Source organism: Xanthobacter flavus (genome assembly GCF_017875275.1).
Classification (GTDB): domain Bacteria; phylum Pseudomonadota; class Alphaproteobacteria; order Rhizobiales; family Xanthobacteraceae; genus Xanthobacter; species Xanthobacter flavus_A.
This window is the reverse complement of record NZ_JAGGML010000001.1, coordinates 1022853-1043197: the sequence shown is the minus strand read 5'-3', so window position 1 is coordinate 1043197 and position 20345 is coordinate 1022853. Positions and strand designations below refer to the sequence as shown.

Here is a 20345-nt window from a genome sequence, read left to right as displayed (position 1 = left end):
GCGCATGACTTTCCGCAGTGCAGCACGGGCCAAGTGCAGCCTGCCTCTATGCTTTCCCTTCCGCTGCGGCGCACGGTACGCGGCGGTGGAATACTGCATTTCAGGGCGCGATGGCGGCTTCCACGAGGTTCGCGACGCCGAGCGCCTGCCGGTCGCGGCCAAAACGCCCCACCACCTGCACGCCCACGGGCATGCCGTTGGCGGCGGAAAGGCCCGCCACATTGATCGCCGGGCAGCCCATCAGGGTCCACAGCCGGTTGAAGATGGCCGAGCCGGTGCTGGCGAATCCCTCCGGCGCCGGGCCGGGGGCGGAGAAGGTGAGGAGCGCGTCCACGTCCGCGAACACGTCGCCCAGCGCATGCCGCGCCCGCTTCGCGGTGCGCCGGGCGCCGTCATAAAGATCGGGCGGGATCGTGCGCGCGGCCTCCAGATGGCCGCGCAGCAGCGGCGAGAGGCGATCGGCGTCATAGGTCAGTTCGTCGCCAAGGGCGAGCGCCGCCTCGAAATCCTGCACCGTGCCGTGGATGGCGTCGGCCGCCTCCAGCGCTTCGGGCAGGTCCAGATCGAAGATGCGCGCGCCCTTCGCCTCGGCGGCGCGGGCAGCGGCCTCCAGCGCGGCGTGGGCGTCGGGCGAGGCGGCGCCGGCGCGGGCGGTGCGCACGATGGCGATGCGGGGCGCGACGGCGGTCTCGTCCCCGATGTCGAGGCCACGCCCGGCGATGGCATCGGCGGCGAACGCCACGTCGCGCACCCGCGCGCCGAACAGGCCGATCGTGTCGAGATGCCAGGAGAAGGTCTTCATGCCCAGCGTGGGCAGCAGGCGGAAGGTGGGCTTGTAGCCGGTGACGCCGCAGAAGGCGGCCGGGCGGATCACCGATCCGCCGGTCTGGGTGCCGAGCGCCAGCGGCAGCATCCCCGCCGCCACCGCCGCCGCCGACCCGGCCGAAGAGCCGCCGGGTGAGAAGCCGAGGTGGCGCGGGTTGCGGGTGCGCGCCGGCTCAAGGAAGGCAAATTCGGTGGTCTCGGTCTTGCCCACGACAAGGCCGCCGGCCCGGCGCGTCATCGCCACCACGGGCGCGTCGGTGCGCGGACGATAGCCGTCATAGATGGGGCTGCCGTAGGTGGTGGGCATGTCGCGGGTGTCGATGATGTCCTTCACCCCCACCGGCAGGCCGGCGAGCGGCGTCGCGGCAAGGCCCGGCGCGCGGGCGGCGACGCGGGCCTCGTCGAGCGCGAGGGTGACGAACGCGCCCACCTCGCCTTCCCGCGCGGCGATGGCCTCCGCGACCTGTTCGAGCACGGCTTGCGGCGTGGTGCGGCCGGAGCGGATGGCGTGGGCGAGATCACGGGCGGACAGGGGGGACGGCAGGCTCATACGCTCACTCTGCGGCATCGAAGGGCCGCCACCATGCGCAAGGCGGGCGGCGGAGGCAATGGTGCGGGGCGCGGAGAGGAAGACGCTCGGCCGATCCGCGTCGTCCTCCGGCTAGACCGGAGGGCGACGGCAGCGCGTTTGAATGCAGTGCCCCCCTCAGCACTCCGGGACGTTCACCGCGAGGCCGCCTTGCGAGGTCTCCTTGTATTTGGACTGCATGTCCGCCCCCGTCTGGCGCATGGTCTCGATGACCTGATCCAGCGAGACGAGGTGCACGCCGTCGCCCCGCATCGCGAGGGAGGCGGCGGCGATGGCCTTGTTGGCGCCGAAGGCGTTGCGCTCGATGCAGGGGATCTGCACCAGCCCGCCGATGGGATCGCACGTCATGCCGAGATGATGCTCCATGGCGATCTCGGCGGCGTTCTCGATCTGCGCCGGGCTCGCCCCGAGCACGCAGGCGAGCCCCGCCGCAGCCATGGCGGCAGCGGAGCCCACCTCGCCCTGGCAGCCCACCTCCGCGCCGGAGATGGAGGCGTTGCGCTTGATGAGCGCGCCAACGGCCGCAGCCGTCAGCAGGAAGTCGCGCAACTGGGCGTGGGTGGTGTCCGGGCAGATGTCGCGCACATAGCGCAGCACCGCCGGCACGATGCCCGCCGCGCCGTTGGTGGGGGCGGTGACGATGCGCCCGCCGGCCGCATTCTCCTCGTTCACCGCCATGGCGAAGACGGAGACCCAGTCCATGATCTCGTGCGGCGGCCGGCGGTTGGCGAGGCGGTCCGCCTCCAGCTGGTCACGGATGGCCTTGGCCCGTCGCCGCACGCGCAGCCGGCCGGGCAGGGTGCCCTCCTGCGCGAGGCCGCGATCGATGGAGGCGAACATGGCCGCGAGGAGCGCGTCCAGCCGCGCCTCCACCTCGTCCGCAGGACGCAGCGCGCATTCATTGGCCATCTGCAGGCCGGCGATGGAAAGCCCGGTGCGGGCGCAGGCGGAGAGCAGCTCCGAGGCTTTCGCGAACGGGTGGGGCACCTCAACCGCCTCCGGCTCGCGCGCCTCCCCCTCCGCCACCACGAAGCCGCCGCCGATGGAATAGAAGACCTGTTCATCGATGAGGGCGCCGTCTTCGCCATAGGCCCGAAAGCGCATGGCGTTGGAGTGCAGCGGCATCAGCGTGTCGAAATCGAAGATGAGATCGGCCTCGGGATCGAAGGCGATGCGGATGCCATCCACCTCGATGGACTTGCGGATGGTGAGCCGCGCCACCAGCGCCGGCACGTCGTCCGGCTCCAGCGTCTCAGGGCGGGCGCCCATGAGGCCGAGCGCTATGGCGCGGTCGGAGGCGTGGCCCTTGCCGGTCCAGGCCAGAGAGCCGAACAGCTCGGCGGTGATGCGACGGGTGCCGGCGGGCAGCGCCTCCCGGAAGCGGCGCGCCGCCACCATGGGGCCGACCGTGTGGGACGAGGACGGCCCGATGCCGATCTTGAACAGGTCGAACACGCTGGTCATCCGGTCCCTCCAGGGGCGGCGATCTTGTTCTATCGGTATCCCAGGGACTTGTCGCGCCCGTCTTGACCCGCTCAGGCACCGGGGCGAAGCTCCATCATGCTGGCCGGCGAGGGCGACCGCTCGTCCCCTTGCGACTTTCGTCTGGAACAGATGCGACACGTTCTCTCCGCCCGCGCCACGCCGTCCGCCAAGCTCAGGGTGGGGTTCGTGCTCCTGCCGAACTTCACGCTGACGGCCTTCTCCAGCTTCGTGGACGTGCTGCGCCTCGCCGCCGACAAGGGCGACCGCTCGCGCCCCATCGACTGCTCGTGGCAGGTGATGAGCCCGCGCCTGCGGCCGGCGCGCTCCTCCTGCGGCATCGACATCCAGCCCACCTCCGAGCTGCTCGACCCGCGGGAGTTCGACTACATCGTGGCGGTGGGCGGCCTGCTGCGCGGGGTGCCGGCGCAGGCCGATCCGCTGGGGGACTATCTGAAGCGCGCGGCGGCGGCGGGCGTGCCGCTCATCGGCGTGTGCACCGGCTCGTTCCTGCTCTGCCGGCTGGGGCTGATGGCGCAGCGCAAATGCTGCGTGAGCTGGTATCACTACCGCGATTTTCTCGACGAATTCCCCACCCTCGTGCCGGTGGCGGACCAATTGTTCGTGGTGGATGGCGACCGCATCACCTGCTCGGGCGGCGCGGGCGTCGCGGACCTTGCCGCCCGCCTCGTCACCGAGCATCTCGGTGCCGCCACGGCCCAGAAGGCGCTCAACATCCTCCTCATCGACCGCCCCCGCGCGGCCGAGAGCGCCCAGCCCGCGCCGCGCCTCGCGGAAGGCACGGTGGACGATGCCCGCGTCTCCCGCGCGCTGCTGCTGATGGAGCAGAACCTCGCCGAGCCGCTGGCCATCGCCGCCATCGCCGATGCGCTGGGGCTGAGCGTGCGCCAATTGGAGCGGCTGTTCGCGGATCGCCTCAGCGAGAGCCCGCAGGAGAGCTATCTGGCGCTGCGCCTGCGCCATGCGCGCTGGATGCTGGCCAACACGCGCTTTTCCGCCGCCCGCATCGCCGCCGACCTCGGCTTTGCCGACGGCTCCCATTTCGGCCGCGCCTTCAAGGCCCGCTTCGGCGCAACCCCCGCCGCCTTCCGCCGCACGGCGGCGCCGCGCCCAGGGCGGGGCGCGGCCGATGGCGAGGGGCGGGTGTTCGAGACGCCGTAGGCCGCGCGTTCCTCGCGAGGATCAGACGGTCGCGAAGATCTTGGCGAAGTCCCAGTCGTGCTGGGCCACGCCGCTGCTGTCGTTGGTCAGATGGCCCGGCGCGTCGCCATGGTCGCGGCCGAGGGACCACATGGCGATGGACGCGATGTGGTCGTTGCCGTCCGCATAGTCCACCAGCTGCTGCGCGTCCTCGAGGGTGAACACCTCGCTGCGCACGTCGTTGATGCCGATCATGGGCGTGATGCCCACCTTGGCATCGATGCCGAGGGCTTCGAGCTGGGCGATGGTGGCTTCCGCCGCGTCGATGGCGTCCTGGCCCATGTCGCCGGAATCGTTCTCCGCCCCGTAGTTCATCACCATGATGTTGACGGTGTCGATGTCCACGCCCGCCGCGTGCGCCGCCTGCAGCAGCTCGATGTCGTCCTGCGTCAGGCCGGTGGTCAGCGCCGGCAAGGTGAAGGAGATGGAGAGGTCCGGATTGGCCTGCTCCAGCGCCACCAGCGCCTCGTTGCGCAGGGCGTTGGCGGCGTCGTTGGTGAGGGCGTCGCCTTCCACGTCGAAATCGAGGGAGGTCACGCCATAGGTGTCGATCACCGACTGGTAGGCGGCGGTGAGGGCCGTGGCGTCGGTGAAATAGAGCGCCGGCTCTTCGCCGTGGCCGCCGCCGAAGGAGATGGTCACGTCCACGCCCTGCGCCTGAAGATCGTGGACCACCGAGGCGACGGAACTGCCGTCAGCGAGCGTGTTGCCGGAGCCGAGGCCGGCAAAGCCGATCGTGTTGCTCCCGGTGCCCACGACGAAGGCGAGGGTGACGGCATCGATGCCGGCCGCGCTCACGTCCTGAACCAGGTCGGCCGCGCTCGACACCATGGAGAGGTCCACATAGGGCGAGAACACCTGATGGTCCGCCGCATCGGTGCCCACCGGATCGGTGGTGACGGAGACGGCCTGCGAGGGGTGCGAGGCTCCCGCCTCGTCCAGCGCGACGATGGAGAAACTGTAGGACGTATCCGCCTCCAGCCCCGCCACCTTGAAGCTGCGGTCGGTGGTGGTGCCGATCAGCTCGCCATCCTGATAGACGGCATATCCGGAAATCGTGCCGACGCCGAACACCTCGGCGGCGTCCCAGGTCAGCGTCACCGAGGTCTCGGTGGTGGTGGCGGCATGGACATCTTCCGGCGTCTCGGGCGCCACCGGGGTCAGGTCCGAATAGCCGACGCGGGTCCACACATGGCCGGAGCCGGCGGGGCCGTAATCGTGCTCGGGATCGCTGCCCAGGGTCCACCACTTGGCCTCGTAGACCACATGGCCGACCGTGACCTGATCGCCCGCCGTATAGACCGTGTCGGCGGACCAGTCCGGCGCCTCGATCACCTGCGGCGGGACCGTGCCCGTGGTGTCGCCGGTCGTCTCTCCTTTTGCCTCGGCGATGGCCTCGGCCCAGGCGTCGGTGACGAAGCGGGTCTTGCCGATGATGTCGTCCGGCGACAGATCGGCGAGGGTCACGCCCGCGAGCGTGATGGTCTGCTGGCTGGAGGCGAGGATGATGACGAGGGAGCCATTGACCTCGGCCAGCGAGAAATCCTGCGGCTGGAGCCAGCCGAAATCGAGCGTGTCGTGGGCGGGGTCGAAAGCGATCACCTGCTGGGTGTTCCACTGCCAGCCCACCGTATAGGTGGTGCCCTCCGTGGCGCCCGCGCTCGCGCTGGCGGTGGTGCCGGCGCCGGCGCCCTTCAGCGCGGCATTCCACTCGGCGAGCAGGGCGCCGTCGGCCCCCTTGATGTTGCCGATGGCGAGGTCCTGAAGGCTGACACCCTCCAGGATGTAGGTCTGCTGCGACTTGGGCAGGAAGATCACGACCGAGCCGTTGGCCTCGGCGATGGCGATGTCGTCCGCCGTCAGGCCGGAGAAGTCGAGCGTGTCGTGCTGCGGGTCGAACGCCAGCACCGTGTCGGTGCTGCGCGCCACGGTGATCACGGTATTGACGCCGCCGGTGATGACGTGGCTCGCGGCGAGGGCATCGCTCCACTCCGCGAACATGGAGGCGTCATGGCCGGTGATGTTCGCAAGGGAGAGGTCCGCGAGCGTGACGCCCGTCAGCGTGTAGCTGTGGTTGTTGGCGGGCAGGTCGATGACCACCGAGCCGTTGACCTCGGTGATCGTGAAGCTGTCCGCGCCGATCCAGCCGAAATCGAGCGTGTCGGTGGCCGGGTCGAAATCGATTGTGTCGTGGGCGCCCCACGACCAGTTGATCGAGACGGTTGCCATGCAGCCCTCCACCTGGTCTTCCGCCGCCAGGGCGGGAGCTTCACAGCATACCGCCGCGCTCGTTTCGCGATAGGGGAAAATGGAGCCGAATCCGCAATAAATGCTTGATAAATATCAGGAAAATCGTCGCAAAATGCGAAAACAACGATGGATTCCAGCGGGTATCGCGGGCATGGGTCTTGGGGCGCAGCTTCTGATTGAATGGATGGCCGGCACCATGCCGCGCAGCCCCGCGGGACGCGCCCGGTCGGGCCGGATTCAGCCAGGGGCGAGGAGGTTGTTTTGCCGGGGCAGATGGCGCGCGGGTTCCACGCCACGCGACGAGAGGCATCGTCCGATCAGATTGCGACGCAAACCAGATCGGCGCCTGCCCTTAGGCTTCCGGAACGTTGCGCTCCAGCTCGGCCAGCCACACGCCCGGCCCGCTGTCGGAGGGCTGGCGCCAGTCGCCGCGCGGGGAGAGGGAGCCGCCGGAGGAGATCTTCGGCCCGTTGGGCAGCGCCGATCGCTTGAACTGGCTGGTGAAGAAGCGGGAGAGGAACACCTTCATCCAGCGGCGGATTTCGGGAAGGTCATAGGCCCGCTGCTCCGCCTGCGGGATGCCCTGCGGCCAGCGCCCCTTGTCCGCATCCGCCCAGGCGTGCTCCGAGAGAAAGGCGATCTTGGATGGCGGAAAGCCGTAACGGATCAAATAGAAGAGCGTGAAGTCCTGCAGCGGATAGGGCCCGATGATGCTCTGGGTGGACTGGATGGGGCCGCCCGCGCTCGCCGGCACCAGTTCCGGCGAGATCTCGGTGGCGAGGATGGCGTGGAGGATGCGCGCCGTCTCCGCGCTCACGTCGCCGGAGGCGGCGACGAAGCGGATGAGGTGCTGGATCAGCGTCTTCGGCACCGAGGCGTTGACGTTGTAATGGGACATCTGGTCCCCGACGCCATAGGTGCACCAGCCCAGCCCCAGCTCGGACAGGTCGCCGGTGCCCACCACGAGGCCGCGATGGTGGTTGGCGAGGCGGAAGAGATAATCCGTCCGCAGGCCCGCCTGCACATTCTCGAAGGTCACGTCATAGGTCGCCTGGCCCTCCGCGAAGGGGTGGCCGAGGTCCGCCAGCATCTGCCGCGCGGCGGGGCGGATGTCGATCTCCTCCGCGCTCACGCCGAGCGCGCGCATCAGCGCCCAGGCATTGCCCTTCGTCTCGTCGGAGGTGGCGAAGCCCGGCAGGGTATAGGCCAGCACGTTGGAGCGGGGATGGCCGACGCGGTCCATGGCGCGCACGGCGACGATCAGCGCCTGCGTGGAATCGAGGCCGCCCGAGACGCCGATGACCACCCGCGACATGCCGGTCGCGGCAAGGCGCTGGGCGAGGCCCTGCACCTGGATGTTGTAGGCCTCGTAGCAGTCTTCCCTGAGCCGCGCCGGATCGTTGGGCACGAAGGGGAAGCGCGCCACGTCGCGGTTCAGCGGCACAGGCTCGGCCGGCGGCGCATAGGCGAAATGGGCGGTGCGGAAGGGCGGGGCGGTGTCGCGCTCCAGCCGGGCGCACTCCCCGAACGTGTTGAGGCGCATCCGCTCCTGCCGGAGGCGGCCGAGGTCGATGTCCGCCACCGCCATGGTCGCGTCGGGGGCGAAGCGCTCGGCCTCGGCGAGGGTGTCGCCATATTCGAAGATGGCGGCGTGCCCGTCCCAGGCGAGATCGGTGGTGGATTCCCCCGGCCCCGCCGCCGAATAGGCATAGGCCGCGACGCAGCGGGCGGATTGCGAGCCGCACAGCAGCCGGCGGGATTCCGCCTTGCCGATGGTGATGTTGCTGGCGGAGAGATTGAGCAGCACCTCGGCGCCGGCGAGCGCGCCGCGCGTGGAGGGCGGCAGGGGCACCCACACGTCCTCGCAGATCTCCACATGGAAGGTGAAGGGCACCTCGCCTTCCGAGCGGAACAGCAGGTCCACACCAAACGGCACTTCGGCGCCGAGCAGCGCGATGTATCCGCCGTGCTCGTCGAGGCCGGGGGTGAAGTGGCGGCGCTCGTAGAACTCGCGGTAGTTGGGCAGATAGCTCTTGGGCACCACCCCGAGGATGGTGCCGGCATGGATCACCACCGCCGTGTTGTAGAGCCGGCCCTGATGGCGCAGCGGCGCGCCCACCACCAGCACGGGGGAGAGATCCTCCGAGGCCGCGACGAGGGTCGCGAGCGCGCCCTCCACCGCATCGAGGAGCGGGGCCTGGAACAGGAGGTCGTCGATGGCGTAGGCGGACAGGCCCAGCTCGGGAAAGAGCATCAGCGCGGTGCCCGCCTCATGGCCCTGCGTCGCCATCTCCAGCGTTTCGGCAACGGCGAAGCTCGGGTCCGCCACGGCCCCGCGCGGCACGCAGGAGGCGATGCGCAGGAAGTCGTGGCGGTAGAGGCAGCGGAAGTCTCGCATCGCGTCCCTGTCGTCCGGGCTCCGCGCGGCGGCGCGGGCCGGACTCTCCGGTGAAATCTCCGGCAGGAGAATAGGGCGCGGGCCGGCGATTGCCAGCGAAAGGCGACGACGCGCCCTTGCCGGCGCGCCGGCCCTTCAGGGCGCGGGGTTTCCGTGCAGCTGGTGCAGGGCGGCGATGCGCTGCTCGATCTCGGGCGTGATCGTCACGTCGAGCGAGGAGAGATTCTCCTCCAGCTGCGCGAGGGTGGTGGCGCCGATGATGTTGGCGGTCACGAACGGGCGGCTGGTGACGTAGGCGATGGCAAGCTGCGCCGGCTTGAGTCCCACTTCGCGGGCGAGCGCCACATAGGCCCGCACTGCCTGTTCCGTGCCCGGCTTCTCATAGCGCTGGCCGCGGTTGAACAGCGTGTGGCGGCTGCCGGGCGGACGCGCACCGTCGAGATATTTGCCCGTGAGGAACCCCTGCGCCAGCGGCGAATAGGCGAGCAGCCCCACGCCCTCGCGCTGGTGGAATTCGGCGAGGCCCGTGTCATAGGTCCGGTTGACGAGGTTGTAGGCGTTCTGCACCGAGGCGACGCGCGGGCCGATGCCCTTTTCCGCCGCCGCGAGGAAGGCCGAAAGGCCCCACGCGGTTTCGTTGGAGAGGCCGATGTGGCGCACCTTGCCGGCCTTTACCAGCCCATCGAGGGCCGCCAGCGTCTCCTCGATGGGCACTTCCGGCCCGTCGCCGCCGCCGCGGGCGCGGGTGGTGTCGCTCTGGCCGAACAGGGGCACGGCGCGGTCGGGCCAATGCAGCTGGTAGAGGTCGATGTAATCGGTGCCGAGGTTCTTGAGCGATCGCTCGACGGCCTCGTTGATGTTCTTCGCGTCGAGCCGGGTGCGACTGCCGTCGGCGCGGAAATAGGTGGCGTCGGAGCGGCCCACCACCTTGGTGGCGATCACCACCTTGTCGCGGCCGCCGCGCGCCTTCAGCCAGGAGGCGATGATGCGCTCGGTGGCCCCCTGCGTCTCCGCCTTGGGCGGGATGGGATAGAGTTCGGCGGCGTCGATGAGATTGATGCCACGGTCGCGGGCGCCGTCGAGCTGGGCGTGGCCCTCGGCCTCGGTGTTCTGCTGGCCGAAGGTCATGGTGCCGAGCGCGATGGACGACACCGAGATGCCGGTGCGCCCGAGGGGGCGATATTCGAGCATGGGGGAATGGGAATCCGGAAGGTGAGCTGGGGCGGAAGGTGGCCGCGCGGGGCCGGCGCGTCAATGCGGGAAGGGCAATCCGTGGCGCTCGGCGATCAGCTCCAGGATGCGGCGGGTGAAGGGCGCGCTCAATATGAAGTGCCGGCGCGGAGCCATGCCTCGGGTGCCGCCCGGGCCAACCTCGCGCTGCATGCGACGAAGCTCGGCTGGCATGCCCACGGCATCGCCCGGCTTCATCGTCGGCTCCCCCGGTCTACAAGACCTCCTGCGAAGAGGGTACGCTGCGCGAGAAGCTGTTCCGCCGCGGTCCCCTCCTGCCCGACACCCACCCCGCCGCCGGCTTCCGCCGGACTGCAGGGGCCGTCGCCGAGAAGCCGCGCGCCACGGCCTGATCGCTTGAGGGCGTTCGCGCGCCGTCCCATGGAGTTTGCCCGCTGATGCCCGAGACTGCCGACACCTCCGGCGCCACCCTCGCGCCCGACGAGGCCGCCGCCGCCCGTGCTTTGCTGGAGGCCCGCTACGGCGCGGCCGAGGCGCCCGCCTCAATCCTTCTCAACGACACCATCGCCGGCCTGCTGAACCACCGCACCGTGCGCGCCTTCACCAAGGAGCCGCTGCCCGAAGGGCTGATCGAGACGCTGGTGGCGGCGGCGCAGTCGGCGCCGTCCTCCTCCAACCTCCAGACCTTCAGCGTGGTGGCGGTGGAGAACCCGGCCACCAAGGCGCGCCTCGCCGAGATCGCCGGCGGGCAGAAGCATGTGGTCGAGGCGCCTTTGGTGCTGGTGTGGCTCGCCGACCTTTCGCGGCTGGAGGAGATCGGCCGCCGCAACGCCCAGCCCACAGACGCGCTCTCCTTTCTGGAGACGCTGTTCGTCGGCATGATCGATGCGGCGCTGGGGGCGCAGAATGCGCTGGTGGCGCTGGAATCCCTCGGCCTCGGCGGGGTCTATCTCGGCGCGCTGCGCAACCGGCCGGAGGAACTCGCCGAGCTGCTCGGCCTGCCGCCCAATGTGGTGGGCGTGTTCGGCCTCGCCATCGGCCATCCCGACCCCGCCCGCCCGGCGGACGTGAAGCCGCGCCTCTCCCAGCGCCTCGTGCTCCACCGCGAGCGCTATGACGCCAGCCTGCCCCAGGATGCGCTGGACCATTACGAGGCGGCGCTTAAGGCGTTCCAGAAGGGGCAGAAACTCCCCGAGATCGGCTGGATCGCCGCTGCCTTGCCGCGCGTGCGCGGCGCGCAATCCCTCGCCGGTCGCGACCGCATCCGTGATGCGCTCACCGCGCTGGGCTTCGGCCTGCGCTGAGAGCTTTCGGCGCAGCGGGTTCGGGCGGCAGCGAGAGCGGCGAGCCGGTCGTTCTCGCCAGGGCGGCCCCCGCGTTGGGGAACTCTTCGTGCCCCCATGGCTTGTCTCCTGATCCCCGGTCTGTGCGCGGCGCGCCGGGGAGAAGCCCAGACATGCAAGCGCGAGGAGGAAGCCATGGCGGCACCCCGACCGGCCCATCCCGCAACGACGGCCTATCCCGACGATCTTCTCCAGAGCGAACGCGACCGTCGCAATCCACCACTGGCGCAGGCTTCCGCAGCCGAGGGCGCGCCGAGCGACAGCGTCTATGAGGGCAAGGCCGGCGGCGAGCGGCCGGCGACGGATTTCGGCAGTGCCCTCTCGCCAATCCACGGGCGCGACGTGCTCCCCGGCCCCGATCCGCAGTCCCGGGGCGAGAGCCATTGGGACGCTCCACTCCCCATCCCTCTCGCCGCGACGGCGGTCCCCGGCCTCGTGCTGCGGACCCTGGCGGACGCGGGTGCCTTCGTCTCCGGACGCTATGCCACGCTCGAGCATTCAGCCGCCCTGCAGGAGACTGCTCACGTCCTCATCGACGCGGCGCGGCTCGGGACCGACGCGGCGGTGGATTCGGCCAGCCGGCACATGGCGGCCTATCTCGCCGCCATGCGGATGAGCTGAGGAGCGCCAACCATGAACGAACTGAGCGATGCCGCCAGCGGCTTCTTTTTCCTCGCGGTGGTCGGCGGTGCCGTCGTATTGCTCGCCGCGCTGCTCTTCGGCGCCTACCAGCGGCGCCGCCGCCGGCAGGAACTCAATGAGCGCCTGCCGGGGGAAGATCCGCCACGCTGAGGTCGCGTGCGGCCCTGAGGTCGGCGAGGAAGCCGGCATAGGCGCCCGCCCGGTCGGCGTCGGGCGCCCGCAGGATGGAGGACGGGTGGACGGTGACGAAGGCCTCCCGGCCCTGCAGACGCGCCGGCCCGCGCAGGCGGGATATGGCGAGGGGCTTCCCGGAAAGAGCCAGCAGGGCGGTGGCACCCAGCGTCACCACGCGGCGTGGCGCGACGAGATCGAGCTCTGCCTCCAGCCACCAGCGATAATAGGCGACATCCCCCGCGCCGGGCTTCTGATGGATGCGCCGCTTGCCACGCTGGACGAACTTGAAGTGCTTCACCGCATTGGTGAGATAACAGTCTCTCCGCGCAATCCCCGCCTCCTCCAGAGCCCGGTCGAGCAGCCTGCCGGCGGGGCCGACGAAGGGGCGGCCTTCCTCGTCCTCCTTGTCGCCCGGCTGCTCGCCGATGAGCGCGAGTGGCGCGTCGAGGGGACCTTCACCGAACACCGGGCGGGTGGACGCTGCCCAATGCGGCCCCTTCTCCGCCCCGGCCGCATTCAGTGCCGCGAGCGCCTCCGCGCGGCCGTCTGGAGCGCGCCAATTGAGCGGCGGCTGCGCCATGCCCGGCTCCTGTCATGAAAACGGCGCCCGCCGGAGCGGGCGCCGGATGGACCGCCTCAGGCGGCCTTCTTGTTCACATTGGCGGAGGCGAGGCGGGTGAGGAGCTGGTCGGTCTCCTTCTCCTCTTTGAGGGTTGCCTCCAGCAGGGGGACCGCATCGGCGAGGCCGAGCTGCTTGGCCCAGGCGATCAGCGTGCCGTAGCGGGCGATCTCATAATGCTCCACCGCCTGCGCGGCGGAGAGAAGGCCGGCGTCCAGCGCCTCGGTGCCGGCGAAATCCTCCATGATCTCCTTGCCCTCGTCCACGATGCCGACGATGGCCGGGCAGTGCTTGCCGCGGGCGGCCTTGCCCATCATCTCGAATACCTGCTCCAGGCGCTCGATCTGGCCTTCGGTCTGCTCCTGATGGGTGAGGAAGGCGGCCTTCAGCTCCTCCGACTGGGCGGAGCGCGCCATCTTCGGCAGCGCCTTCAGGATCTGCTTTTCGGCGTAATAGATGTCCTTGAGCGTCTCGGAGAAGAGGTCCTGCAGGGTCTTGGACTGTGCCATGGGAGATGTCCTTTCGGTTGGCGTTGCCGCCGGTTGTTCTCGTGTCGCAGGCCCAAATCGCACCATGGCGCGCCGGCGCGCGCGACGGCGCGCGTCCATCCGCGGGGGGCACGGGTGGGACCGGGTTGTCCTTGGGCGATCACCCGCGAGCGCGATGCGCTTCGGGCTGCGAGCACAACGGGCAGCGGGCGGCAGAGTTCCGTTGCGTCGCGCGGCGCGTGCTCTAGCGCTGCGCCTCGCGCACGAAGGCCGCGACGGTCTTCCTGCTCTCGGCGTCGATCAGCTCTTCGCCATCCTGCGCGAGATCGGCGAGGGTCTGGGTCTTCAGGGACTGGCGCCACAGCTCTTCCGCCGCCAGCATCCGGCGCTTGATGAAGCAGTCCGTCTGGTAGGCGCAGGGGTCCTTGGACTTGCCCGGCCCGCGCCGGCGGATCTCCCTGCAGGTGAAGGCGGGCTCTTTGCCGTCGATGGCCTCCACGATGTCGAGAAGCGTGATCTCGTGCGGGCGCCGCGCCAGCCGATAGCCGCCGCGGGGGCCGGGGAGGGCTTCCACGAGGCCGGCCTCGGTGAGGGCGCGCATGTGCTTGAGCAGGTAGCTCTCCGACAGGCCGTGCATCTCGGCGAGGCTCTTGCCCGGCAGCACCTTGCCCGGCTCCAGCCAGCACAGCACCAGCGCGCAGTGCAGCGCCGCCTCCACCCCGTCTCCCAACCGCCTCATGCCTGCTCCGGATACTGCCCCGGGTCCATCACCGGCTGGCCTCTTTCCTACTCCGATAATCATCGATATAATATGTCCATGATTCTCGGCCAAGACGGGCGGGATCGCACATCCGAGAGCAGACTGGAGAGCGCGCATGGAACCCAGGATGAACGTGGCCGAGGCCGCCCCCGCCCTTTATGCCGCCGTGCGGGCGCTGGACGGGGCGGTGATGAAGTCGGGGCTGGAGAAGCGGCTCCTGCATCTCGTCAAGCTACGCGCGTCGCAGATCAACGGCTGCGCCTACTGCATCGACATGCACGTGAAGGAATCGCTCGCCGACGGCATTCCCGCCCAGCATCTCCACATGCTTGCGGCGTGGCGCGAATCGCCCCTCTACAGCCCGCGCGACCGGGCGGCGCTGGAATGGATCGAGAGCGTGACGCTTATTTCCCAGACCGGCATTCCCGACAGCGCCTATGCGGCGGTGACGACAGAATTCTCGCCGGAAGAGATCGCCAAGCTCACCATCGCCATCGGGACCATCAATGTGTGGAACCGCATCGCGGTCTCCTCGCGCATGCTGCACCCGGTGGATCGCGCCGCCGCGGCCTGAGGGAGCGGCGCCGCGCGCCCCTCGGGGCGCTTCAATCCGGAGCGTTTCGGCCCTATGGCTATTCCGGTGCGGAAAGCGTGGCGGAGGCGGGCATGGATGACGCGGGCAAGACGCAGCCAGGAGCCGGTGCGGGAGAGGGCCGCGACTTCTGGCTGCGCGAGGGGCCGTATCTCGCCATCCTCGCGCTGACGGTGGGCGGCATCGCCTATGTGGCGATGACCCGCCGCCCCCTCGTCGCCTTCTGGGAATTCGTCGCGCTGGCAAGCTGCGCCGTGGGCATCTTCGCTGGCTGGCGCCGCGCGGCGCTCAAGGAACAGCGCATCCGGCTGGTGGTGACGCAGCTCCTCCACTGGGGCGCCTTCCTCGCGGCCATGAACCTCGTGTTCCTGCCGAGCGTGCAGGCGGTGGCCGACGCCGATTCCACCAGCCTCATCGTGCTTCTGCTGCTGGCGCTGGGCACCTTCGTGGCCGGTGTTCATACCCAGTCGTGGCGCATGGGGCTGAATGGCGTGTTCATGGCCCTGTGCGTGCCGGCCGTGGCGTGGCTGGACCAGTCGGCGCTGTTCGTCGCGCTGGTCGGCGCCGTGGCGGTTGCACTGGCCGGCTTCGTGCTGTGGGCGCGCCTGCGGATCTGAGGGGGCCGAACGATCGCCCCCCTCTCCCCTCGCGGGAGAGGGATCGGGGGTGAGGGGGCTGGCCGCGCAATCCCGAGTTGGGGCAAATGGAGCAATACCCCTCGCCCCAACGCTCTCCCGCAAGGGGAGAGGGAGTGCGGCCCCCGCTCCGCCGCCCTTCACCCCCGCCCGAGCGCCCGCGCGATGTCCGCCTGAAGCTGCGGCACCAGCTCGGCGTCGAAATAGGGGTTCTTCTTCAGCCAGCCGGTGTTGCGCCACGAGGGGTGGGGCAGGGTGTAGACCGCCACCGGATGGGCGAGCTGTTCCCCCGCCGCGCGCACCGCCCGCCAATTGGCCACCGTCTCGGTCAGGCTCGGCTTCAGATGCGCCGCGAGCCCGAGGCGCGACAGGTGATAGGCCTGCGCCGGGCGCCCCACGGCGAGGATCAGCCGGAAGGGCGGCAGGGTGGAAAACAGCGTGTCGTGCCAGGTGGCGACGCATTCCCGCCGCGGCGGCAGGTCGCCCCCCGCCGCATCCTGTCCGGGAAAGCAGAAGCCCATGGGGGCGATGGCGATGCGGGCGGCATCGTAGAAGGTGGCCTTGTCCACCCCCATCCAGGCCCTGAGCCGGTCGCCGGAGGCATCGGTAAAGGGCAGGCCGGAGAGGTGCACCTTCGTGCCCGGCGCCTGGCTCGCAATCAGGATGGAGGCGGCGGCGGACACCTGAAGCACCGGCCGCGGCTCGTGGGGAAGGGGCGCCCCGCGCGGGGCCTCGCGGCAGACCCGGCAGGCGCGGATGCGCGCGACCAGAGCGTCGAGATCGCCGTCAGAGGTCGCGCTCAAGCCCGTCCTCGGCCACGGTGAAATGGGCTTCATCCACCTCGCCCCGCCGCGCCCACATCTCGTCGCCCATGTGGGTGAGCAGGATGTGCTTCGCCCCCAGCGCTTCGCGCTTTTCCGCGATGGTCTCGTAGGCCATGTGGCCGTGCGGGCTGCCGGAGAAGGCGAAGCATTCGCAGATGAAGAGGTCCGCCCCGGCAGCGATGGGCAGCAGCGCGTCGGTCCACTGCGTGTCGCCGGAGAAGGCAATGGTGCGCTTGCCGTCCGTGACCCGGAGCGCGGTGGAGGGGGCGCCGGAGCCGTGGAGCACCTCGGCGGTGGTGAGGGTCAGGGGGCCGTGCCGGGAGGTCGAGCCGGGCTCGACCTCCCTCACCTCGAAATCGAACCGCCAGGCATTGGTGGCCATCCTCGGGAACAGCACCTCCATGGCCGCGTCCAGGCGTGCCCCGGTGCCGGGCGGGCCGATGATGGTCAGCGGTTCGCTGCGGCGGTGGACGAACTGGCCGTCAAGCAGCAGGAAGGGCAGGCCGCCGAAGTGATCGCCGTGCAGATGGCTGAGAAACACCTGCCGCACGCCCTGCGCCTCCAGGCCGAGCCGGTGCATCTGGACGAGGGCGCTCGCGCCGAAGTCGAGGGTCGCGACATGCCCGTCCGTCTCGATCCGGTAGCAGGAGTTTCCCCGCCCGCCCGAGCCGAACGCATCGCCGCACCCCACAACCGTAAGCTTCATGATCTCAGGCCTTCGCGCTCGGCCGCTGGGAAACGACATCGTACCAGCGCTTGAGGTGGGTCTGGTGCTCGGACACCTCGGTGCGGATCACCCGCAGGAAATCCACCGCCACCAGCATGGTAATGTCCGCCACCGTGAAGCGGGGGCCGGCGATGAACGCCCTGTCGGCCAGCTGGTCGTTGAAAAAGCCAAGCGCGGCGAGAACCTTGGGCTTGTTCGCCTCGCCCCATTCGGGCACCTGCGGCACCTCCATCTGGGCCATGGCGGGGTTGAGGTGCCGCAGCACCATCATGATGGGATAGAACAGGTCCAGCTCCACCCGCCGCTGCCACATCTCCACCAGCCCCTGCTCCTCCGGCGTGCGGCCGAACAGGTTGGGCTCGGGCTGCAAGGCCTCGAAATAGCGGCAGATGGCGATGGTTTCGGCGATGGCCGTGCCGTCATCGAGCACAAGGAGCGGCACGCGCTGGCGGGGATTGAGGCCGGTGAATTCGGCGCTCTTGTGCTCGCCCTTGCCCAGGTCGATGGGCACCAGCGGCACCGAAATCCCCTTTTCCGCCAGGAAGATGCGGACGCGGCGCGGGTTCGGCGCACGGTTGGTGTCATAGAGCTTCATGGCGTCGCGCCTCCCCGGCGTGGTTGTTGTGGCCCGCGAAAGACCATGCCTGCGGCGACCGCGCAAGGGTGCGCCGGTTCCGCCCGCCCGTTCCACGATCACGGGCCGCGCGGATGCTCGGCCCGGTAGTCGGCGGGACGCTGGAAGCTGCCGGCCCACAAGCCCCGCCGTGCCGCCCGTGCTGTCGCCTCCTCGCTCTGGTAGGCATTGCCAAGATAGGCGACGGCCAGCCCCTGACGGACCATCAGCGACGCGAGGTCGGTGCCGCTGACGGTGCAAAGGGCGAGGGGCCGCCGGTATTTGTCGCGCTTCTCGGCGCGGCAGGAAACGGTCCCGCCCGCGAGCGCCTCTTCCAGCGCCGCCCGCGCCGCCTCGCCGCAGCGCCAGGCGCGGCCCTCCCGCTCGCAGGTCTGGCGCAGCTCCGGTGCATCGATGCCGGAGAGGCGGATGTGCGTGCCGGCAATGTCCAGCGTGTCGCCGTCCACCGCCTCCGCCCGGCCTTCCAGATGCTCGGCGCGCGAGAGCATTTCCACTGCGGCAGCGAGCACGGCGAGGATCAAGGCGGCACGCAAAATATCGAACAGACGCATGGGCTTGATGGGTCCGGCCTCGGCCGCCGCACGGGTGCGGCGCATCCGCCGGGGAGGATGGGGCGAGGGCGTTAACCAATCGTTAACCCACCTGCCGCAGGAGTCGGAGCCAAGGTGACGTTCCGCAGGGTGGTCGATTCCACCGACACTCCGTCCGCGAAGGGTTCCCGCCGCATGTCCGGCCCCCTCTGCCTCCCCCTCGGTCCTGCCGCGGCCTCCCAACCGGAGCCGGCGGAGGCGGAGGAGGGATTCGCGGCTCCGGCGGTGATCCCCGCGAAACTCATGGTCATCGCCATCGCGGCCGTCGCCGGGGTCGCGCTGGCGGGTGGCGCGGTCGCCGGACCGGCCCTCGCGCTGCTCGGCGCCGCTGTCGGCGCCATCGGCGTCTTTCTTGTCGGCCGGCACGTCCGGCGCCTCGATGCGGCGCGGGCCGCGGCCGAGGCCCGCGCGTCCGAGGCCGAGGCGGAGAGCCGGCGGGTGGCGGCGGAAAGCCTCGCCAAGTCGCGTTTCCTCGCCGAGATGAGCCACGAGCTGCGCACGCCGCTCAACACGGTGATGGGCTTTTCCGAAATGATGGCGGAGGAGGTGCTGGGTCCGCACCGCGTTCCGGCCTATGGCGGCTACGCCCGCGACATCCACGGCGCCGGCCGGCACCTGCTGGCGCTCGCCGACGATCTGCTGGATCTCGCCCGCATCGAGAGCGGCCACCGCACGCTGGTGGAGACGCCCGTGCGCCTCGATGCGCTCGCCGAGGATTGCCTCGCCATGATGCGTCCCCTCGCGGCCGAGCGGCGGCTGCGCCTGTCGCTGGAGCAGGGCGCAACCGTGCGGCTGTGGGGCGACGAGCGGGCGATCCGGCAGGTCGCGCTCAACCTATTGACGAATGCGGTGAAGTTCACCCCGCTGGAGGGACAGGTGCGGCTGGTGACCGGGCTCGGCCCCGATGGCGGCGCCATGCTCGTCATCGAGGACAGCGGCCCGGGGATCGCCGATGGCGAACTCCCGCTCGGTGCCGCCCACGCCCGCGAGAGCCGGCTCGATCTGGCGACCGGCCGGGGCGCGGGCCTTGGCCTTGCCATCGCGCGGGGCCTCGCGACGCTTCATGGCGGAGAGCTGGAGCTGGCCCGCCGCGCGGGTGGCGGGACGCGGGCGCGGGTGACGTTCCCGCCCGCCCGCACCCTGCGCGGCGCCTGATTCAGCCCTCGGAGACGCCGGCCTCGGCGAAGGTCGCCATGCCGCGATGGCAGGCGACGGCCGCCTTCACCACGCCGATGGACAGCGCGGCGCCCGAGCCTTCGCCCAGCCGCATGCCGAGATCGAGCAGCGGCACCAGCCCGAGCCGATCCAGCAACTGGCGGTGGGCCTTCTCCGCCGAGACGTGCCCGGCGAGGCAATGGTCCAGCGCGGACGGGTTCATGGCATGGAGCACGGCGGCGGCGGCGGTCACGACATAGCCGTCCAGCACCACGGGGACCTTCTCGTGCCGCGCGGCGATGATGGCGCCGGCGATGGCGGCGATCTCCCGCCCGCCGAGGCGCCGCAGCACTTCGAGCGGATCGGAGAGATGATCCTTGTGGAAGGCAACGGCGGCGCGGACGGCCGCGATCTTGCGATCCAGAACCTCGCCGGATGCGCCGGTGCCGGCGCCCACCCACTCCTCGGCCGTGCCGCCATAAAGGCCGTGGCAGAGGGCGGCGGCGACGGTGGTGTTGCCGATGCCCATCTCGCCGAGGCACAGCAGGTCAGATCCGCCGGCGATGGCTTCCATGCCGAAGGCCATGGTGGCGGCGCAGGCCTTCTCGTCGAGGGCGGCGTTCGTCGTGATGTCGGGGGTCGGATAGTCGAGGGCGAGGTCGAACACCCTGAGCCCGGCGTCGAAGGTGGCGCAGATCTGGTTCACCGCCGCCTTGCCGGCGGTGAAGGTGGCCATCATCTGCTTGGTCACGGCGCCGGGATAGGGCGACACGCCGAGATCGGCCACGCCGTGGGTCGCGGCGAACACCGCCACCATGGGGCGGTTGACGGTGGGCATGGAATTGCCCTGCCAGGCGGAGAGATGGGCGGCGATGGCTTCGAGCCGCCCGAGCGCGCCGGGCGGCTTCACCAACTGCTCCTGCCGGGCCAGCGCCGCCTCGCGGGCGCCCTCATTGGGGCCGGGCAGGGTGGCGACGAGCTGGCGGATGTCGTCGAAGGGCGAGCCGGTATCTTGCGGGAACATCGGGCGGAATGACCTCTGGAGCACGCGCCGACCTGATTGCGTCGCAATCAGATCGGATCACGCGTTCTCTTTCTTGAGTTGAGAGGGCGATTCACCGATCAAGTTGATTCAACTTGATCGGATCGTGCTCTAACCACCGGCATCGCCGGGCGGGGAACGCTGCCGCTCAATAGAGCGGGCGC

At 70.2% G+C, this 20345-nt stretch carries 21 protein-coding genes; 7 read left to right on the top strand and 14 right to left on the bottom strand.

Going from position 1 to position 20345, the window contains the following annotated elements; translation table 11 throughout:
- Positions 1-100: 100 nt before the first annotated feature.
- Positions 101-1375, bottom strand: coding sequence for an amidase (locus J2126_RS05080; protein WP_209484563.1), 1275 nt, complete (start codon positions 1373-1375; stop codon positions 101-103).
- Positions 1376-1531: 156 nt separating this feature from the next.
- Positions 1532-2878, bottom strand: coding sequence for an L-serine ammonia-lyase (locus J2126_RS05075; protein ID WP_209484561.1), 1347 nt, complete (start codon positions 2876-2878; stop codon positions 1532-1534).
- Between the two features lie 150 nt (positions 2879-3028).
- On the opposite strand from J2126_RS05075, the gene J2126_RS05070 reads away from it, so the two are divergent.
- Positions 3029-4078: a GlxA family transcriptional regulator gene (locus tag J2126_RS05070; RefSeq protein ID WP_245327209.1), complete on the top strand. Its 1050-nt coding sequence runs from the start codon at positions 3029-3031 to the stop codon at positions 4076-4078.
- A gap of 21 nt (positions 4079-4099) precedes the next feature.
- Here J2126_RS05070 and J2126_RS05065 read toward each other — a convergent pair whose 3' ends face one another.
- The 4 genes from J2126_RS05065 to J2126_RS05050 form a co-directional block, all read right to left on the bottom strand.
- Positions 4100-6346: a fibronectin type III domain-containing protein gene (locus J2126_RS05065; protein WP_209484556.1), complete on the bottom strand. Its 2247-nt coding sequence runs from the start codon at positions 6344-6346 to the stop codon at positions 4100-4102.
- Positions 6347-6719: 373 nt separating this feature from the next.
- Positions 6720-8765 (bottom strand): NAD(+) synthase, encoded by a 2046-nt coding sequence (locus J2126_RS05060; RefSeq protein ID WP_209484555.1) that lies wholly within the window; start codon positions 8763-8765, stop codon positions 6720-6722.
- A 135-nt stretch (positions 8766-8900) separates the two neighbouring features.
- Complete coding sequence (locus J2126_RS05055) at positions 8901-9956, bottom strand: aldo/keto reductase (RefSeq protein WP_209484553.1); 1056 nt, start codon at positions 9954-9956, stop codon at positions 8901-8903.
- A gap of 60 nt (positions 9957-10016) precedes the next feature.
- Complete coding sequence (locus J2126_RS05050) at positions 10017-10193, bottom strand: hypothetical protein (RefSeq protein ID WP_209484551.1); 177 nt, start codon at positions 10191-10193, stop codon at positions 10017-10019.
- 200 nt (positions 10194-10393) lie between these two features.
- Here J2126_RS05050 and J2126_RS05045 point away from each other — a divergent pair, with 200 nt between their 5' ends.
- From J2126_RS05045 to J2126_RS05035, 3 genes are all read left to right on the top strand, one after another.
- Positions 10394-11260, top strand: a complete 867-nt coding sequence (locus J2126_RS05045) for an NADPH-dependent oxidoreductase (RefSeq protein WP_209484550.1) — start codon at positions 10394-10396, stop codon at positions 11258-11260.
- A 174-nt stretch (positions 11261-11434) separates the two neighbouring features.
- Positions 11435-11920 (top strand): hypothetical protein, encoded by a 486-nt coding sequence (locus tag J2126_RS05040; RefSeq protein WP_209484547.1) that lies wholly within the window; start codon positions 11435-11437, stop codon positions 11918-11920.
- Positions 11921-11932: 12 nt separating this feature from the next.
- Positions 11933-12091, top strand: a complete 159-nt coding sequence (locus tag J2126_RS05035) for a hypothetical protein (RefSeq protein ID WP_209484545.1) — start codon at positions 11933-11935, stop codon at positions 12089-12091.
- On the opposite strand, the gene J2126_RS05030 is transcribed toward J2126_RS05035, so the two are convergent.
- From J2126_RS05030 to J2126_RS05020, 3 genes are all read right to left on the bottom strand, one after another.
- Positions 12054-12695 carry a UdgX family uracil-DNA binding protein gene (locus J2126_RS05030; protein WP_209484544.1) on the bottom strand — a complete coding sequence of 214 codons (642 nt, stop codon included), beginning with the start codon at positions 12693-12695 and terminating at the stop codon, positions 12054-12056. The genes J2126_RS05035 and J2126_RS05030 overlap by 38 nt on opposite strands.
- Positions 12696-12751: 56 nt before the next feature.
- On the bottom strand, positions 12752-13243 hold the full coding sequence (locus J2126_RS05025; RefSeq protein WP_209484542.1) for a ferritin-like domain-containing protein: 492 nt from the start codon (positions 13241-13243) through the stop codon (positions 12752-12754).
- 223 nt (positions 13244-13466) lie between these two features.
- Positions 13467-13961, bottom strand: coding sequence for an RrF2 family transcriptional regulator (locus J2126_RS05020; RefSeq protein WP_209484540.1), 495 nt, complete (start codon positions 13959-13961; stop codon positions 13467-13469).
- A gap of 136 nt (positions 13962-14097) precedes the next feature.
- On the opposite strand from J2126_RS05020, the gene J2126_RS05015 reads away from it, so the two are divergent.
- Positions 14098-14556 (top strand): carboxymuconolactone decarboxylase family protein, encoded by a 459-nt coding sequence (locus J2126_RS05015; protein WP_209484538.1) that lies wholly within the window; start codon positions 14098-14100, stop codon positions 14554-14556.
- 92 nt (positions 14557-14648) lie between these two features.
- Positions 14649-15191, top strand: a complete 543-nt coding sequence (locus tag J2126_RS05010; RefSeq protein ID WP_209484536.1) for a hypothetical protein — start codon at positions 14649-14651, stop codon at positions 15189-15191.
- 158 nt (positions 15192-15349) lie between these two features.
- Here J2126_RS05010 and J2126_RS05005 read toward each other — a convergent pair whose 3' ends face one another.
- The 4 genes from J2126_RS05005 to J2126_RS04990 form a co-directional block, all read right to left on the bottom strand.
- The gene (locus tag J2126_RS05005) at positions 15350-16045 is read right to left on the bottom strand and encodes a uracil-DNA glycosylase family protein (protein ID WP_209484534.1); all 696 of its coding nucleotides are present in this window, start codon (positions 16043-16045) and stop codon (positions 15350-15352) included.
- Positions 15996-16739 carry an MBL fold metallo-hydrolase gene (locus J2126_RS05000; RefSeq protein WP_209484532.1) on the bottom strand — a complete coding sequence of 248 codons (744 nt, stop codon included), beginning with the start codon at positions 16737-16739 and terminating at the stop codon, positions 15996-15998. The genes J2126_RS05005 and J2126_RS05000 overlap by 50 nt, the downstream gene beginning before the upstream one ends.
- 4 nt (positions 16740-16743) lie before the next feature.
- Positions 16744-17355 carry a glutathione S-transferase family protein gene (locus J2126_RS04995; RefSeq protein WP_209484530.1) on the bottom strand — a complete coding sequence of 204 codons (612 nt, stop codon included), beginning with the start codon at positions 17353-17355 and terminating at the stop codon, positions 16744-16746.
- 98 nt (positions 17356-17453) lie between these two features.
- Positions 17454-17945 carry a thermonuclease family protein gene (locus J2126_RS04990; RefSeq protein WP_209484528.1) on the bottom strand — a complete coding sequence of 164 codons (492 nt, stop codon included), beginning with the start codon at positions 17943-17945 and terminating at the stop codon, positions 17454-17456.
- A gap of 114 nt (positions 17946-18059) precedes the next feature.
- Here J2126_RS04990 and J2126_RS25265 point away from each other — a divergent pair, with 114 nt between their 5' ends.
- A complete protein-coding gene (locus J2126_RS25265) occupies positions 18060-19139 on the top strand; it encodes a sensor histidine kinase (RefSeq protein WP_209484526.1) in 1080 nt (359 codons plus the stop codon).
- Position 19140: 1 nt separating this feature from the next.
- On the opposite strand, the gene cobT is transcribed toward J2126_RS25265, so the two are convergent.
- Positions 19141-20163 (bottom strand): nicotinate-nucleotide--dimethylbenzimidazole phosphoribosyltransferase, encoded by a 1023-nt coding sequence (gene cobT, locus J2126_RS04980; RefSeq protein WP_209484524.1) that lies wholly within the window; start codon positions 20161-20163, stop codon positions 19141-19143.
- Between the last annotated feature and the right edge of the window lie 182 nt (positions 20164-20345).